Source organism: Ferrovibrio sp., assembly GCF_035304305.1.
GTDB lineage: Bacteria > Pseudomonadota > Alphaproteobacteria > Ferrovibrionales > Ferrovibrionaceae > Ferrovibrio.
The window spans coordinates 17,327-32,610 of the sequence record NZ_DATGQG010000127.1; the positions used below are offsets into that span (position 1 = coordinate 17,327).

Sequence of the window (15,284 nt, forward strand, 5' to 3'; positions counted from 1 at the left end):
GATCTGTCACCGGAGCTTTGGGTTCAGGGCATCGCGCAGCCAGTCGCCCAGCAGGTTGACCGACAGGACGAGAATGGCGAGTGCCGCACCGGGGAAGATGGTAATCCACCACTCGCCGGAAAAGAGGAACTGCTGACCGACATTGATCAACGTACCGAGCGAGGGCTGGGTTGGCGGCAGGCCGACGCCGAGGAAGCTCAGCGTCGCCTCGGTGATGACGGCGAGCGCCAGGTTGATCGTCGCGATCACCAGCACCGGCCCCATCACGTTCGGCAGAACGTGACGGATCGCGATCAGCGGCGCCGGCAACCCGATCACCCGGGCCGCCTGCACGTATTCCTTGTTCTTCTCGACCAGAACCGAGCCACGCACCGTGCGGGCGTACTGCACCCAGTAGCTGAGGCCGATCGAGATGATCAGGACCAGCAGAGCCGACTCATTGTGACGGTCGGCGCCCATCAGGCCACGGGTCACGCCATCGATCAGCATGGCGATCAGGATTGCCGGGAAGGACAGCTGCACGTCGGCAACGCGCATGATGAAGGCGTCCACCGCACCGCCGACATAGCCGGCGACAAGGCCGAGCGCGATGCCCAGCACCATGGCAAAGATCACTGCCGCGAAGCCGACGCTGAGCGAGGTGCGCGAGCCGTACATGATGGTGGACAGGATATCGCGCCCCTGATCGTCGGTACCGAGCAGGAAGGCGGGATCGCCGCCCTCCACCCAGGCCGGCGGCTTGAAAGCGTCGGACAGGTTCAGGGAGGCGAGATCGAACGGATTGTGCGGCGCAAGGAAGGAGGCGCCGAACGCGGCGATGAAGAAGAGCAGCGTGATCGCCGCCGACAGCATCACCAGCTTGGACCGCCTGAAGCTGTAGAACACATCGGAATCCGACGCGGCGCGCCAGAATTCGATGACCCGTGCCGTGGGAAGCCTCATTTCGCGCCTCCCACCTTGGCGGCCTGGCTGCGCAGGCGCGGATCGACGACGAAATAGAGGATATCGACGATTAGGTTGATCAGAACGAACAGAAAGCCGATCAGCACCAGATAGGTGGCCATGACCGGGATGTCCGCGTAGATCACCGATTGCAGGAACAGCAGGCCGACGCCGGGCCAGGAGAACACCGTCTCGGTGATGATGGCGAAGGCGATGATGGAGCCGAGCTGCAGCCCGGTGATGGTGATGACGGGCACCAGCGTATTCTTCAGCGCATGGCCGAAATTGATCGCGCGGTTGCTGAGGCCCCGGGCGCGGGCGAACTTGATGAAATCGGTCCGCAGCACTTCCAGCATCTCGGAACGCACCAGACGCATGATCAGGGTCATCTGGAACAGGCCCAGCGTGATGGCTGGCAGGATGATCGCCTTCCAGCCGCTGACGGTCAGCAGGCCGGTGGTCCAGAAGCCGATCTTCACGGTGTCGCCACGCCCGAAGGACGGCAACCAGCCCAGGATCACGGCAAATATCAGGATCAGCAGGATGCCGATCAGGAAGGTGGGCAGTGAAATGCCGACCAGCGATATCGTCATCATCGCGCGACTGAGCCAGTGATGCGGATACAGTCCGGAAAACACCCCCATGGGGATGCCGACCAGCAGCGCCATGGCGGCGGCGATGATGCTGAGCTCGAGCGTGGCAGGCAGGCGGTCGGCGATCATGCGGCCGACCGGCTCGGTCGTGCGGTAGCTGAGGCCGAATTTGCCCTGCACGGCATTGCCGACAAAGCGGGCGAAGCGCACCGGCGTCGGGTCGTCCAGCCCGAGGGATTTCCTCAGTTCGACACGCTGCTCGGCGGGAAGATCCTGTCCGGCGATGATCGCAACCGGATCGCCGACGTAATTGAACATCGCGAAGGCGATCGCACCAACCGCCAACATCACGAAGGCGGCCTGGATCAGCCGGCGTATGATAAACGCAATCATTGAGCTCTACCGAAAACAGAGAGCGGCCCAGGCGATCAGGCCTGGGCCGTCCCCGTGACCTTCAGACAGTCACTTTACTTTCACGAAACGCAGCGGAAAGTAGTTGTCCGCCGGCTGATGCAGGTCGATGTTGTCCTTGGCCGCCCAGACCACGAACTGCTGGTGCAGCGGGATGTAGGCGAAGTCCTCGACGTAGATCTTGGTGACTTCCTTGATCATCGCGTCGCGCTTGGCCTTGTCGGTCTCCTGCTCGATCTTGTCAGACAGCTCGTCCAGACGCTTGTTGGAGTAGCCGCCCGCGTTGAACAGGCCCTTCTTCGAGGTCGCGTTCGGAGTCTGGATCAGCGACTCCAGGACGTTGTGAACGTCGTAGGTGGCCGCCGGCGACCAGCCCAGCATGTAGAAGCTGGTGTTCGGCGCCTTCTCGATGTCCGACGCGGTGCGCAGGATCTTCGCGAAGTACTTGCCGCGGGTCTGGGCCAGCAGGTTCACCTTGATGCCGACCTTCGCCAGCATGGCAACCGACGCCTGGCAGATCGCCTCGTCGTTGATGTAGCGGTCGTTCGGGCAATCCATGCCGACTTCAAAGCCGTTCGGATAGCCGGCTTCCGCCAGCAGCTTCTTCGACAGCTCCGGATCGAACTTCGGACGCACGTCGAGTTCCTTGTCGTAGCCGTTCAGGCCGACGCCGACCATCAGCGCGCTGGGACGCGACTGACCGCGCATGACCGTGCGCTTGATCGCTTCCACGTCGATGGCGCGATAGAAGGCCTCACGCACCCGCTTGTCCTTGAACGGGTTCTTGCCCTTGACGTTCGACTCCGGCAGCTCGTCGACCTGCTGGTTGAAGCCGAGGAACACGATGCGGGTTTCCGGGCCCTCGATGATGCGGCGGCCCGGCGTCTTGCGGATGCGCTCAACGTCCTGCGGCGGAACCGTGTAGATCATGTCGATCTCGCCCGAGAGCAGGGCGGCGACTCGGGTCGCGTCATTGGCGATGCGCTGGAAGATCACCTCGGTGAGGTTATGCTCCGCCTTGTCCCACCAGCCCTTGTTCGGCTCCAGAACGGTCCGCACGTCCGGCTCACGCACCTTCACGACGAAGGGACCGGTGCCGTTCGAATGACGGGTGGCGTAGTTTTCCTCGTTCTTGGTCATGTCGGCGGCGAACTGGGCGTTGTTCTTCTCGGCCCAGGTCTTCGACATGATGCCGATCAGCGCCAGCTTGTCGGCCAGCAGCGGATCCGGGTACTTGGTGTCGATCTCGACGACATAGTCGCTGACCTTGCGGACTTCCTTCACCGAGGTGAAGTTGCCGCCCAGGTTCGAACCCTTGCCCATGGCGCGATTGTAGGAGAACACCACGTCATCGGCGGTGAAGCTCTCGCCACCGGAGAACTTCACGCCCTGGCGCAGCTCGAAGCGCCACTGGGTCGGGCTGGGCTGGCCCCACTTGACCGCCAGCGCCGGCTCGAGCTTCAGGTTGCGATCGCGCCGCACCAGCGGCTCATAGACGTTCGCATTGAAGGTCAGCAGGAAGGTTTCATTGCGGGCATAGGGATCAAGCGAGTTCACGTCGCCGTCATTCGCCCACTTGAACGTCTTCGCCGAAACCGGCTGCGTGCCCAGCAGCGCGACTGCGGCCACGGCCGCGAACAGCGTTGCCTTCAAAAACTTGCCTCGTTGCATGTCCCCTATCCTCTCCCGACATGAAGCCCTTATGGGCAGATTTGGACGCCAGCGCCACCAGTTAGGTCCGCTGCGTTGCTCCGGATCATAGGGCGGCTCGCAGCGGGCCGTCTACTGCCTGTGCGACAAAACATCCTGTTCAGAAAAGCATCTTCCCGCCTGACCTTAAGGCAGTTTCCTCACTGCAACCGCTGGGCCAGCGAGAGCACGTCCCTTCCCTTCGTCGGGCGGCGTGCCGGCATGATGATGGTACAACCCTGAGCAGGAGCGCGAATCTCTTCGCTCCCATCGGTCGCAATCAGGGTGCCCCCGGGCACTTCCTCGAAGCCGATGAACGGTGCGGTAAAGCGGAACTGGTCCGTCTTGGCGACCAGCACATCGGTGACCTCGTACCGCTTCGGCTGGCCGGCCTCGGCCGGATATTGCGCTGCAAGATCGGTCGGGATGAGGCCGAAGAAATCCAGGAAACGCATGGTCACGGAAATCGCGATCTCGCCGCTGGTCCGGGCGAAATGCTGGCCGCATTCCACGACCAGCGCGACCGGGGTCGCCCGCGGGTCGCCGAAGGCGCCGTACTGGATCAGCGGCCGGCCGGGATGCTTCACGCCGGGCAGCAGCAGGTGATGCAGCGGCGAATGGAGATGCCGGGACAACGGCTCGATCTTGGCATGCGGTTCGTGAATCAGCATCGGCGGCACGGCATAGGTCGTCGAATGCAGGTCGATCAGCGCATCGGCCTCGGCATAGATATGCCGCAGCGCCCGTGCGCGCTTCACGTCCACCGTGGCATCGGGGCCTTCCAGCGTGTCATCGTCCCAGACGCGGTTGAAATCGCGGTCGACGAAGCGGGAGTCGAACGGCGACGCCGGATCGAAGCGGTGATAGGCGTCGACATTGGCGAAGACCAGGGTCAGCTTGCCGCGCAGCGGGCGGATACCCTGCTCCAGCAGATGCGTGACCGCGACCATGCCGCAGAATTCGTTGCCGTGCGTGAGAGCATTCACGATGACATGCGGCCCGGGGCGGCCGGATTCGAGGGTATGGACATAGTCCACGCCGCGATTGCCCGTCCGATAGGCCGAGATGTCCTTCGGCGTGATCTCGATCGGCGGCAGCGTGTCAGTCTGTGCGTTCATTGCATACTCCAGAACCAGATGACGCTGCCGATGCCGTAGAGGCCGAACCCCAGAATCAGCAGACCGGAAGCGCCGTTGATGATACGCAGGCCGCTGCCCTCGCGCAGCCTGCGCCGGAACGCGCCGGCCAGCGCGGCCAGCGACAGCCACCAGATCGACGAGCCGGCAAAGACGCCGAGCACCAGCCAGACGGCCATCGTGTTCGACAGGCCGAAGGAACCGATGCCGAAAAAGGCGAAGATGCCGAGGAAGGCGACGATCGTGATCGGATTGGTAGCGGTGAGGAAAAAGGTCGAGGCGAAACCGGCGATCAGGCCGTCGTTGCGGCCGGCCTTCGGCAGCGGCACCGGAACATGCTCCGGTTTCGGAAGGGACGCGGCACGCAGCATGCGCCAGCCCATGAAGCAGAGGAACAGCCCTCCGACCAGCCGGAAGGCCGTCTCATGAGCCTCCAGCCAGCGCGAGATCAGGCTGAGGCCGAAGGCGGCGATGGTGCCGTAGAACGCATCGGCGCAGGCGGCGCCCAGTCCTGCCGCAAGGCCACTGATCCGACCGCGGTTCAGCGTCCGCTGCACGCAGAAGACCCCCACCGGACCGACGGGGGCGGCGATGATGAATCCCGCCAGACCGCCCTTGCCCAGCATAAGCAGGCTCTCCCACACGTTCAGACGCTCCGCGACGCAAACATTCTGCGGGCTGTAGCACGGGCAGGGAGGCCGGTAAACCGCCGCCCATCCCCCTCATCTCCGCCTAGAGGCTCGGATAGGCCGGCACGCCGAAGAATTTGTCATGCAGCCAGAGGAACAGGCCGTAAAGAACTGCTGCAACTGCGATATTCAACCAGCCGATATCGGCGAACCGCAGCGGCGTGCGGCCGGCCGCCACTGCGGAGAAGGGAATGATCGAGGTCTTCGCCGCAAAGCGCTGCCAGCGTTCGCCGAAGGCCGCGGCGCGCTTGCGATCGATCGACACCATGCCGTTCAGGGCGGTGATGAGAATCGCGCCGGCCAGGGTCAGGGTTGCGACATCGCCGTTGGCAGCCATATGGGCCAGCGCCCAGAGGCTGAACGCCCACAGCATCGGATGCCGCGTGATGCGGGTGAAGCCGGTCACCGGCAACTCTCCGCCCATCACCATGTCCGGCCCGGCCAGGGTCGGATTGCTCGGCCGCAGGCTGCCGACAAGGAACAGGAAGGCCACCGGCATCACCACCAGCGGAATGACCGACAGCGCCGGGCTGGCCGGCCACAGTTCGACATGGGGTGCAGCGGCAAAGGCCCAGATCAGGGCGACCAGGAACAGCGCGCTGAGCAGGGAGAAGACGCCGCGATAGGCGGGCAGCCCGAGCCGCCGCACGAGCGACGGACGCAACGGGCCGGCGACGACCACATGGAGCAGGATCCAGGCCATAGCGGCCAGCAGCAGGGCGGTCATTCCTCGAAGGTCTCCCGTCTTATGGCGGCGGCGATCTGCCGGGCCGCGGCAGCGGCCTGCTGACGCTCACTGGCCAGAAGCCTGGTTTCGATGACGCGGCGGTTGGGCGCCGCTTCCGGAATGCCGCGCTCCTCCGCCAGCCGGAAATAGGCCCAGGCCCTCACCGGATCGGCAGGCCGCCCCTCGCCGCGGAAATACAGATCGCCGAGCACGAACAGAGCTTCGGCATAGCCCTGCCCGGCGGCGCGGTCCAGCCACTTCAGTGCCGCCTGCGGGTCGGCCTTCAGACCGGCATCGCCGGCAAAGAGCAGGCGCGCGATCTGGAACTGCGCGGCGGCGTTGCCGCGCTCGGCGGCGATGCGGTACCAGCGCGCGGCTTCCGCCTGATCTGCGGCGATGCCCTCGCCCGCCTCCACATAGCTCGCGTATCTGAATGCGGCCGCGCCATGGCCGCTCTCGGCGGCGCGCCGGAACCAGTGTATCGCACCGGGCAGATCCTTCGGCGTGCCCTTCCAGCCATGCTCCTGCCAGAGCGCCAGACGGAACTGGGCAGGCGCGTGGCCCTGCTCCGCGGCCTCCTGCAGCAGCGCGCGGGCACGGGCCGGATCGGCGGGACGCCCGATCCCCTCCGCCAGATAGGTGGCGAAGTTGCTGGTCGACGGCCCATGTCCCTGCGCGACGGCCTGCTCCCACCAGGCCATGGCAGCCTCGGGATCGGGTTGGCCACCGGCCTCGCCGTTGAACAGCATCAGCGCGAGGTAATTCCGGGCATCGGCATCGCCGGCTTCGGCGGCAGCCTGCAACAGCGGTCTGGCCGCAACGGGATCACGCGGCCCGCCCTCACCGCGATAGAGCATGCGGCCTGCCATCGCATTGCCGAGCGGCAGCGACTGGCTGGCCGCGAGAAGCGCGAGCCGTCGGGCCTCGGTGAGGCCGCCGCCGAGCGCTCCCTCCTCATGCAGCCGCGCCAGATTGTACCAGCCATTCGGATCGCCGAGCTTTCCGGCCCGCTCGAGGTAAGCCGCCGCGCGGACGGGATCGCGCCGGGTGCCGATCCCCCAGGCAATCATGCGGCCGAATTCATTCAGGCCCTCGGCCAGTCCGGCATCGGCGGCGCGCTGCGCCAGCGCATAGGCCCGGCGCTCGTCGCGGGGGACGATCTCTCCCTCGCTGAGCAGAGCGGCCAGATAGGTCAGGCCGTACGGGCTGCCCGCGGCGGCCGCCTCTTCCAGCAGCGCAAGCCCGCGAGGCACATCCGCCGTGACGTTACGGCCTTCGATGAGCAGGCGCGCCAGCCGGTAGCGCGCATTGATCGCGCCGGCCCTGATCGCCTGCTCGAGCAGTTCCACCGCCTGCCGGGGATTGCCCGGACTCTGCTCGAGGCTGAGTTCCGCCAGATTGGCCATCGCGCTCGCCTCGCCCTGATCCGCCGCCAGCCGCAGCAGCCGCTCGGCCTCTGCCAGATCCTTCGGGCCGCCCTGTCCGAGCAGGAGAAGAAAGGCCAGCCCGCCCTGCGCCCGTGCATGCCCCTGCCCGGCGGCGCGGGAGAACCACGAGCGCGCCTGCACGAAGTTGCGTTCGACGCCAAGGCCGAGCTGGTAGGCAAGGCCGACCTGATACTGGGCTTCGGCTTCACCGGCTTCGGCCCTGCGCTGCAGCTCCGGCAGATCGGGAACCGGCTTCGCCGTTTCGGCGAAGGGCGGGGTGAAGCGGTCGGTCGGCGCCGCCCAGAGCTGGTCGACACATACGCTGCCGACCAGCCCGGCGCCGAGCAGCCCAGCGCCGAACAGACCGGCACGCCACACTCTGGAAACGCTCATCGTCCCGTTTTCGGTATCTCGAACAGGGCGCGGCCCTCGCGCGTCAGCTTGCAGATCACCCAGTCCGGCTTGATCGGGTTGTCGAACCAGGGTTCCGCCCAGCCGGCCTTGATGCAGGAGGTTATGGTGTGAACGCTGATCTGCTGGCCATGTTCATCGAAGATCGGCAGCTTGCCGCCAGGTTGCCGCAACCCGCGGCGCAGGTAACGCAGCTGCGCCTCAGTCGGCTTCTGCCCGCCCGGAAACCGCACCGGATCCGCCATTTCACCCTCCCTCTCCCGAAAAAGCAGAATAGGAAAGCCGGCGCATATCGTCCATCGATCCCGATTTGGCCGCCGCCCGGGATTTGCGACTTCCTCGCAGATAGCTTAATCAGGGGCGATCATTCCTCCGGCGGCTTATCCCGTGACCGACCTCGCCTCTCCGTTGCCCATCCAGCCCGGCCTTCCGTCCCGCCGCCGGAAGCATGAGACCGTGTGGGCGGTGCTCGCGGTGATCGCGGCCCTCGTGGTCGCCGCCCCCATTCTCGCCATCCTGGTCAATCTCGGACAACCGGCGACCGATGTGTGGCGCCATCTGGCCGGCACCGTTCTGCCGGAGATGCTGCAGAATACCGTCGTGCTGGTCATCGGCGTGGGACTGGGCAGCGCCGTGATCGGCACAGGCTGCGCCTGGCTGGTGACGATGACCGAGTTTCCAGGTCGCCGCTGGCTGGCCTGGGCCCTGTTCCTGCCGCTGGCCATGCCGAGCTATGTCACGGCCTTCGTCTACGGCGACCTGCTGCAGTTTGCCGGCCCGGTACAGAGCAGCCTGCGCGCAGCCTTTGGCTGGAACCGCAACGATTACTGGTTTCCGGATGTGATGTCGCTGGGCGGCGCGGTCTTTCTGCTGATCTTCGCCTTCTTTCCCTATGTCTTCATGCTTGCCCGCGCAGCCTTCCTCGACCAGTCGGTCTGCGTGCTGGAGGTGGGCCGGACACTCGGCCTCTCGCCCTGGGCGCGCTTTCGCCGCATCGCCCTGCCGCTGGCCCGGCCGATGATCGCCGGCGGGGTCGCATTGGTGCTGATGGAAACCCTCGCCGAGTTCGGCGCCGTCAGCTATTTCGGCGTGCCGACCTTCACGACGGCGATCTACCGCACCTGGTTCGGCATGGGCGATCCGGTCGCGGCCGCGCAGCTCTCGGGCATCCTGATGATCTTCGTCCTGGCTGCCGTGATGCTGGAACGCGGCAGCCGCCAGGCCCGCCGCTTCCATCACACCTCGGCGCGCACCCGTCCCCTGATGCCGCAGCGGCTGCAGCCGCTGCCGGCGTTTCTCGCCTGTCTGGCCTGCGGGTTGCCGGTCCTCATCGGCTTCGTGCTGCCCGCAGTCTGGCTGCTGCATCTGGCGATCCGGGAGGGCGATCCCTCCAGCATCGAACGGCTCGCGGAGTTCACCTTCAACAGCTTCTCCCTGGCCGGACTGGCAGCTGTGCTGCTGATCGTCGTGGCGCTCTGCCTCGCCTATGCCCAGCGGCTGGTGCCGGGCCGCCGGATGAACTGGCTGGTGCAGTTCGCGACCATGGGTTACGCGGTGCCGGGTTCGGTGATCGCGATCGGCATCCTGCTGCCGCTGGCCTATTTCGATCATGCAATCAACCGCTGGGCCGAAGCCGCCTTCGGGGTGACACCCGGCCTGCTGCTCAGCGGCAGCGTGATCGCCCTGCTGTACGCCTATCTCGTGCGCTTCCTCGCGGTGGCGTTCAACACGGTGGAAGGCGGGCTGCAGCGGATCCGCCCCAGCTTCGACCAGGCCGCCCGGGTGTTGGGACAATCTCCGTTCGGCGTCGTGCGGAAAATCCATGCGCCGCTGCTGCGGGGCAGCCTGCTGACCGCCGCCATGCTGGTTTTCGTCGATGTACTGAAGGAGCTGCCGGCTACCCTGATCGTCCGGCCTTTCGACTTTGACACCCTGGCCGTCCGCGTCTATCAACTCGCCAGTGATGAACGCCTCAGCGAGGCCTCGACCGGGGCCTTGATCATTGTCGGGGTCAGCCTGGTTCCCGTAATCTGGCTGCATGCTGCGGTGGCACGGTCCCGCCCCCGCGACTAACACCGCCCTGACACAGGACAGGACAGCGTATGTCGAATTCAGTAAGTGACGCCCTGCTGAAACAGGCGGGCATCGACGGCAATCCGATGGCGACGGTGGCGGCCCTGGTGGCGCAGGGCCAACTGGACGCCGCCCAGCGTGTGCTGGAAGACCTGGTCAGGACATCACCCAACCGCGCCGATGCCTGGTTTGCCCTCGGGCAGGTGCACAACCAGCGCGGCGAATTCAAGCCGACGGCCCAGGCGCTCAAGCGCGCCATAAAGCTCGCTCCCTCCGTCGCCGACGGATATGTGCTGCTCGGCAATACCTACCTCCGCCATGGCCGGACCGGCCAGGCGCTGGAAACCTACCGCGAAGGCCTGAAGCAGCAGCCGGACAATCCGCTGCTGCATTTCAATCTCGGCGTTGGACTGGCGCAGTCGGGCGACAAGGAAGCTGCCGTCTCGAGCTACAAGCGCGCGATCGAACTGCATCCGCCCTATGCGCAGGCCTGGTTCAGTCTCGGCAACGCCTATCGCGACCTGAAGCGCATCGATGAGGCCGAGGACGCCTATCGGCGTGCCGTAACGCTGGAACCGTCCTATGCGGATGCGCATGCCAATCTCGGCGGATTGCTGGCGTCGAAGGAGGATTATGCAGGTGCGACGCAGGCCTGCATGGCCGCGCTCAGAACGGCGCCGAGGCATATCCATGCGCTCCGCAACCTGTCCCTGTCGCTGTACAAGCTCGGGCGTTTCAGCGAAGGCGCCGAGATCACCGCCGTTGCACTGTCGGTGACACCGGAAGACACGATGCTGCACTACCATATGGGCGAGATGCTGTATGGCATGGCCCGCACCGGTGCAGCCGAGAAAGCGCGCGAACATGCGCGCCGCTGGCGCAGCAGCAGCAACGGCCACGCGGTTGCCGAACACATGGCTGCCGCCATCCTCGGCGAAGGCGCGCCCGAACGCGCCGGCGACACCTATCTGCGGGAAACCTTCGACCGCTTTGCCAGCGATTTCGAGGAAACCCTGGCCGGCCTCGGCTACCGGGTGCCGGAAGTCCTCTGCGGCCTCATCCGGGACACGCTCGGTGGCCGCAGCGGATTGTCGATTCTCGATGCCGGATGCGGCACCGGCCTCTGTGCGCCCTTCCTCAAACCGCTGGCGAAAACGCTCATTGGCGTCGATCTCAGCGGCGGCATGCTGGCCAGGGCGCGCGAGCGCGGGCTGTACGACTCCCTGCACGAAGCTGAGCTGGGCGCCTTTCTGGCCGCCGACACGAACCGCTACGACGTGACGGTCGCGGCCGACGTGTTCTGCTATTTCGGCGCCCTTCCGCCCAGCTTCTCCGCCATTGCGGCCAAGACCGAACCGCAGGGCCTGTTCGGCTTCACGGTCGAGGCCATGCAGGGCGAGGTTACGGCCGAGGGTTTCCGCCTCGGTCCCACCGGCCGCTACCAGCATGATGCCGGCTATGTGCGGAAGGCGCTGGAGCAGGCCGGCTGGACGATCCTGCGCTTCGATGAGACGGCCGGGCGCGAGGAAATGGGCCAGCCCGTACCCTGTTTCATGGTGCTGGCGCAGCGCGCCTGATCCTGCACATCAACAAAAAAGAGCGGGAAGAACCCGCCCTTTTTTCATTCGATCAACCGACTTACTTCCAGCCGGCGCGATCCATCAGCTTGAGCGCCGCCTCGTTGTTCCTGCCGAACACCGCGGCATTGATCTGGTCTTCCTTGAATTCGGCCCAGCCGGCGATCACCGGATGCAGCGCCACGCCGCCGACGACCGGGAATTCGTAGTTGCCCTTGGAGAAGTATTCCTGGGCCTGCTTCGAAGCCAGGTATTCGAGGAACCTGATCGCGTTCTCCTTGTTCGGTGAATACTTCGCGACGCCGGCGCCGCTGATATTCACATGGGTGCCGCGATCGTCCTGGTTGGGGAAGATGATGGCCAGCTTGGCAGCCACGGCCTGGTCTTCCGGCTTCTTCGAGCCCATCAGGCGCGCGAGATAATAGGAGTTGGACACGGCAACATCGCCCTCGCCCGCGGCCACCGCCTTGAGCTGGTCGGTGTCGCCGCCCTTCGGCGCCCGCGCCATATTGGCAACCACCGCCTTGGCCCAGGTTTCCGTCGCCGGCTCGCCAAGCGTCGCGATCATCGAGCCGACCAGCGACTGGTTGTACACGTTGGTCGAGGAGCGGATGAGCACGCGTCCCTTCCATTTGGCGTCGGCGAGGTCCTCGTAACGGGCAATCTCGCCCGGCTTCACCTTCTCCTTGTTGACGACGAGCACGCGGGCCCGCTTGGAGAAGCCGAACCAATGGCCATCGGGTTCGCGCAGATGCGCCGGGATTGCCTTCTCGAGCACCGCATTGCGGATCGGCTGCAGCAGGCCCATCGACTGGGCGCGCCACAGACGGCCGGCGTCGACGGTAATCAGCACATCGGCCGGACTGCGCTCGCCTTCGGTGCGCATGCGCTGCAGCAGCTGGTCTTCACCCGCCTCGATGCGGTTGATCTGGATGCCGGTCTGCCGGGTGAATTCCGCGTAGAGCGCCTCGTCGGTGTCGTAGTGGCGCGAGGAATACAGGTTCAGGACCTTGTCCTGAGCGGCGGTAACGCCCGGCAGCGCCAGCATGGCGGCAAGACCGGCAGCGCCCAGCAGCAGCGCGCGGCGGGCGGAAAACTTGGAAAGCGCGGATGTCATGGTCTCTCCGTGAGAGGTGTTTATGCGACTGACTTGCAGAAACTATCACCCGCCCCGGAGGGTCGCAAGTGAGAGTGAGTTTCAGTCTTGCGTGATTGCCCGTGCGTTCAGTGGCGATCCGTCAGCTCACGGATGAACCGCCGGAGCGCATTCAGGGTGGCGTCCGGCTGGTCGCGATGGGGACTGTGGCCGCAGGCCGGCAGCATCAGCACCTCGGCACCCGCCCGCCGGGCGATGCTGTCGACCTGCGCCCTGGTACCGTATTCGTCCTCCTCGCCCTGGATGGCCAATACCGGCACGGTAATCCGGTCGACATAGCCTTCGATGTTCCAGTGGTGGAATTCGGGATTGAGCCAGGAATCGCACCAGCCCCGGAAGGCGCAGTCGACATTCGCGCCGTGATACTTTTCCAGGCGGCTGCGCAGGTTGCCCTCGGCATAGGCCTTCCCGGCAGCCCGGATCGACTTCACCGAGATTTCCTCGCAGAAGACATGCGGCGCCATGACGGCGACGCCCAGCAACGCCTCGCGCGGCTTCGCGCCGGCATGGATCAGCGCGATCGAGGCTCCGTCGGAATGGCCGACCAGGATATGCGGGCCGACGTTCAGCGCCGCGAGCAGGTCGGGAAGGATGTCCTCTCCTTCCTCGTGCATGTAGGTGATCGGCCGCGGCAGGGCACAGGGATCGGAGCCGCCATAGCCGATGCGGCTGTAGACCAGTACCGGCAGGTCCGCCGCGGTTGCCAGGCGATCGGGGAAATCCTTCCACAGCGCGACCGAGCCGAGGCCTTCATGCAGCAGGACGATGACCGGCTGTCCGACCTCGCGCAGGGCGGACCGCTTCGGTCCGGCCCAGCGATACTCGATCCGGCCGGCCGGAATGACGACGGACTGAAGCGGCGAACTCATATGATGCTCAGGCTCTGCTCCGCAGCTTGAAACGCTGGATCTTGCCGGTGGCGGTCTTCGGCAGCTCCGGAACGAACTCGACCCAGCGGGGATACTTGTAGGGCGCCAGCCGGTCCTTCACAAAGGTCTGCAGCTCGGCAATCAGGGCGTCATCGCCGGCGATGCCGTCCTTCAGCACGACATAGGCCTTCGGCTTGATGAGATCGTCGCTGTCGGGATGCGCCACGACGGCGACCTCCAGAACCTTGGGATGGGCCTGCAGGGCGGATTCCACCTCGAACGGCGACACCCAGATGCCGCTTACTTTCAGCATATCGTCGGAGCGGCCGGCATAGGTGTAGTAGCCGTCCTTGTCGCAGACATATTTGTCGCCGGTCCGCGTCCAGGGGCCGTGGAAGGTGCTGAGGCTCTTGGCGCGGTTGTTCCAGTAGGCGATGGCGCTGGACGGGCCGCTGACCAGCAATTCGCCGATTTCGCCCGGCGGCACGTCTTCCCCGTTCTCGCCGACGATGCGCAGGTCGTAACCCGGCACGGCGCGGCCGGTGGTGCCGTAGCGGACGTCGCCCGGACGGTTGGACAGGAAGATGTGCAGCATCTCGGTCGAGCCGATGCCGTCCAGAATGTCGACGCCGAACAGCGCCTTCCAGCGCTTGCCGATTTCCTCCGGCAGGGCTTCGCCGGCCGAAACGCAGGCGCGCAGGCGGTCCGAGCCGCTCTCCTTCGTGATGCCCTGGGCGGCAAGGATGCCGGCATAGAGCGTCGGCACGCCGTAGAAGATGCTGGCCTGATGCTGCTTCAGGCGCTGCATCACCGCCTGGGGCGTCGGCCGTTCGGCCATCAGCACCGCGGTGGCGCCGACATGCAGCGGAAAGGTCATGGCATTGCCCAGCCCGTAGGCGAAGAACAGCTTGGCCGCCGAGAAGACCACATCGTCTTCCCGGATGCCGAGCACGTCCTGGCCGTAGAGCACGGCGGTATGGACCAGATCGCCATGCAGATGGATGGCGCCCTTGGGCGAACCGGTCGAGCCCGAGGAATAGAGCCAGAAGCCGATATCGTCCGGCGTCGTCGCCGCCGCCTCCAGCCGGTCGGACTGTTCCGCCATCAGCCTGTCGAGCGGCGTCACGGTGGCGGGCACCTGGCCGCTGATCAGGGTCTGCTCCAGATAGGGCTGGCCGGAAATGATCGGGCGGAACTTCTCGAGCAGCGCGTCGGAAACCACCAGCGCGGCGGCGCGGCTGTCGCGCAGCAGGAAATCGTAGTCCGGCGTGGTGAGCAGCGTGTTCACCGGCACCGGCACGGCACCGATCTTCATGGCGCCGAAGAACATGGCCGGGAAATCGATGCTGTCCAGCAGCGCCAGCATGACGCGCTGTTCCGGCCGCACGCCCTGGGCCCTGAGGAGGTTGCCGGCACGGTTCACGCGGGCGGCAAGGTCGGCGTAGGTGTAGCTGCCCTTGTCGTCGATGAAGGCCGTCTTGCTGCCGCGGCCTTCCGCGATATGGCGGTCGATGAAATGAGTGGCGGCGTTATACCGCCGCGGCAGATCGAGAAAGCGCGGCATCATTCCTCCCGTTTTATTTT

The 15,284-nt window shown here is 65.6% G+C and carries 13 protein-coding genes; 2 read left to right on the forward strand and 11 right to left on the reverse strand.

Annotated features, from left to right (window positions below):
* Positions 1-6: 6 nt before the first annotated feature.
* The 8 genes from VKZ87_RS14325 to VKZ87_RS14360 form a co-directional block, all read right to left on the reverse strand.
* Entirely contained in the window at positions 7-942 is a 936-nt protein-coding gene (locus VKZ87_RS14325) for an ABC transporter permease (protein ID WP_324221942.1), read from the reverse strand.
* The gene (locus VKZ87_RS14330) at positions 939-1,928 is read right to left on the reverse strand and encodes an ABC transporter permease (protein WP_324221943.1); all 990 of its coding nucleotides are present in this window, start codon (positions 1,926-1,928) and stop codon (positions 939-941) included. Before VKZ87_RS14330 ends, VKZ87_RS14325 begins: the two co-directional genes overlap by 4 nt.
* Before the next feature lie 69 nt (positions 1,929-1,997).
* On the reverse strand, positions 1,998-3,617 hold the full coding sequence (locus VKZ87_RS14335) for an ABC transporter substrate-binding protein (protein WP_324221944.1): 1,620 nt from the start codon (positions 3,615-3,617) through the stop codon (positions 1,998-2,000).
* 179 nt (positions 3,618-3,796) lie between these two features.
* Positions 3,797-4,753 (reverse strand): succinylglutamate desuccinylase/aspartoacylase domain-containing protein, encoded by a 957-nt coding sequence (locus VKZ87_RS14340; RefSeq protein WP_324221945.1) that lies wholly within the window; start codon positions 4,751-4,753, stop codon positions 3,797-3,799.
* Positions 4,750-5,397 carry a LysE family translocator gene (locus VKZ87_RS14345; protein WP_324221946.1) on the reverse strand — a complete coding sequence of 216 codons (648 nt, stop codon included), beginning with the start codon at positions 5,395-5,397 and terminating at the stop codon, positions 4,750-4,752. The genes VKZ87_RS14340 and VKZ87_RS14345 overlap by 4 nt, the downstream gene beginning before the upstream one ends.
* Before the next feature lie 106 nt (positions 5,398-5,503).
* Complete coding sequence (locus VKZ87_RS14350; RefSeq protein WP_324221947.1) at positions 5,504-6,187, reverse strand: NnrU family protein; 684 nt, start codon at positions 6,185-6,187, stop codon at positions 5,504-5,506.
* The gene (locus tag VKZ87_RS14355; protein WP_324221948.1) at positions 6,184-8,007 is read right to left on the reverse strand and encodes a tetratricopeptide repeat protein; all 1,824 of its coding nucleotides are present in this window, start codon (positions 8,005-8,007) and stop codon (positions 6,184-6,186) included. Before VKZ87_RS14355 ends, VKZ87_RS14350 begins: the two co-directional genes overlap by 4 nt.
* Complete coding sequence (locus tag VKZ87_RS14360) at positions 8,004-8,270, reverse strand: hypothetical protein (RefSeq protein WP_324221949.1); 267 nt, start codon at positions 8,268-8,270, stop codon at positions 8,004-8,006. Before VKZ87_RS14360 ends, VKZ87_RS14355 begins: the two co-directional genes overlap by 4 nt.
* A 211-nt stretch (positions 8,271-8,481) precedes the next feature.
* Between VKZ87_RS14360 and VKZ87_RS14365 the strand changes: the two genes are divergently transcribed.
* Positions 8,482-10,098: an iron ABC transporter permease gene (locus VKZ87_RS14365; protein WP_324221950.1), complete on the forward strand. Its 1,617-nt coding sequence runs from the start codon at positions 8,482-8,484 to the stop codon at positions 10,096-10,098.
* Positions 10,099-10,127: 29 nt separating this feature from the next.
* A complete protein-coding gene (locus tag VKZ87_RS14370) occupies positions 10,128-11,675 on the forward strand; it encodes a tetratricopeptide repeat protein (protein ID WP_324221951.1) in 1,548 nt (515 codons plus the stop codon).
* Positions 11,676-11,736: 61 nt separating this feature from the next.
* Here the strand turns inward: VKZ87_RS14370 and VKZ87_RS14375 are convergent, their stop codons facing one another.
* From VKZ87_RS14375 to VKZ87_RS14385, 3 genes are all read right to left on the reverse strand, one after another.
* The gene (locus VKZ87_RS14375; RefSeq protein WP_324221952.1) at positions 11,737-12,792 is read right to left on the reverse strand and encodes a Fe(3+) ABC transporter substrate-binding protein; all 1,056 of its coding nucleotides are present in this window, start codon (positions 12,790-12,792) and stop codon (positions 11,737-11,739) included.
* A 107-nt stretch (positions 12,793-12,899) separates the two neighbouring features.
* Positions 12,900-13,700, reverse strand: a complete 801-nt coding sequence (locus tag VKZ87_RS14380) for an alpha/beta hydrolase (RefSeq protein ID WP_324221953.1) — start codon at positions 13,698-13,700, stop codon at positions 12,900-12,902.
* A 7-nt stretch (positions 13,701-13,707) separates the two neighbouring features.
* Positions 13,708-15,264: a benzoate-CoA ligase family protein gene (locus VKZ87_RS14385; protein WP_324221954.1), complete on the reverse strand. Its 1,557-nt coding sequence runs from the start codon at positions 15,262-15,264 to the stop codon at positions 13,708-13,710.
* Between the last annotated feature and the right edge of the window lie 20 nt (positions 15,265-15,284).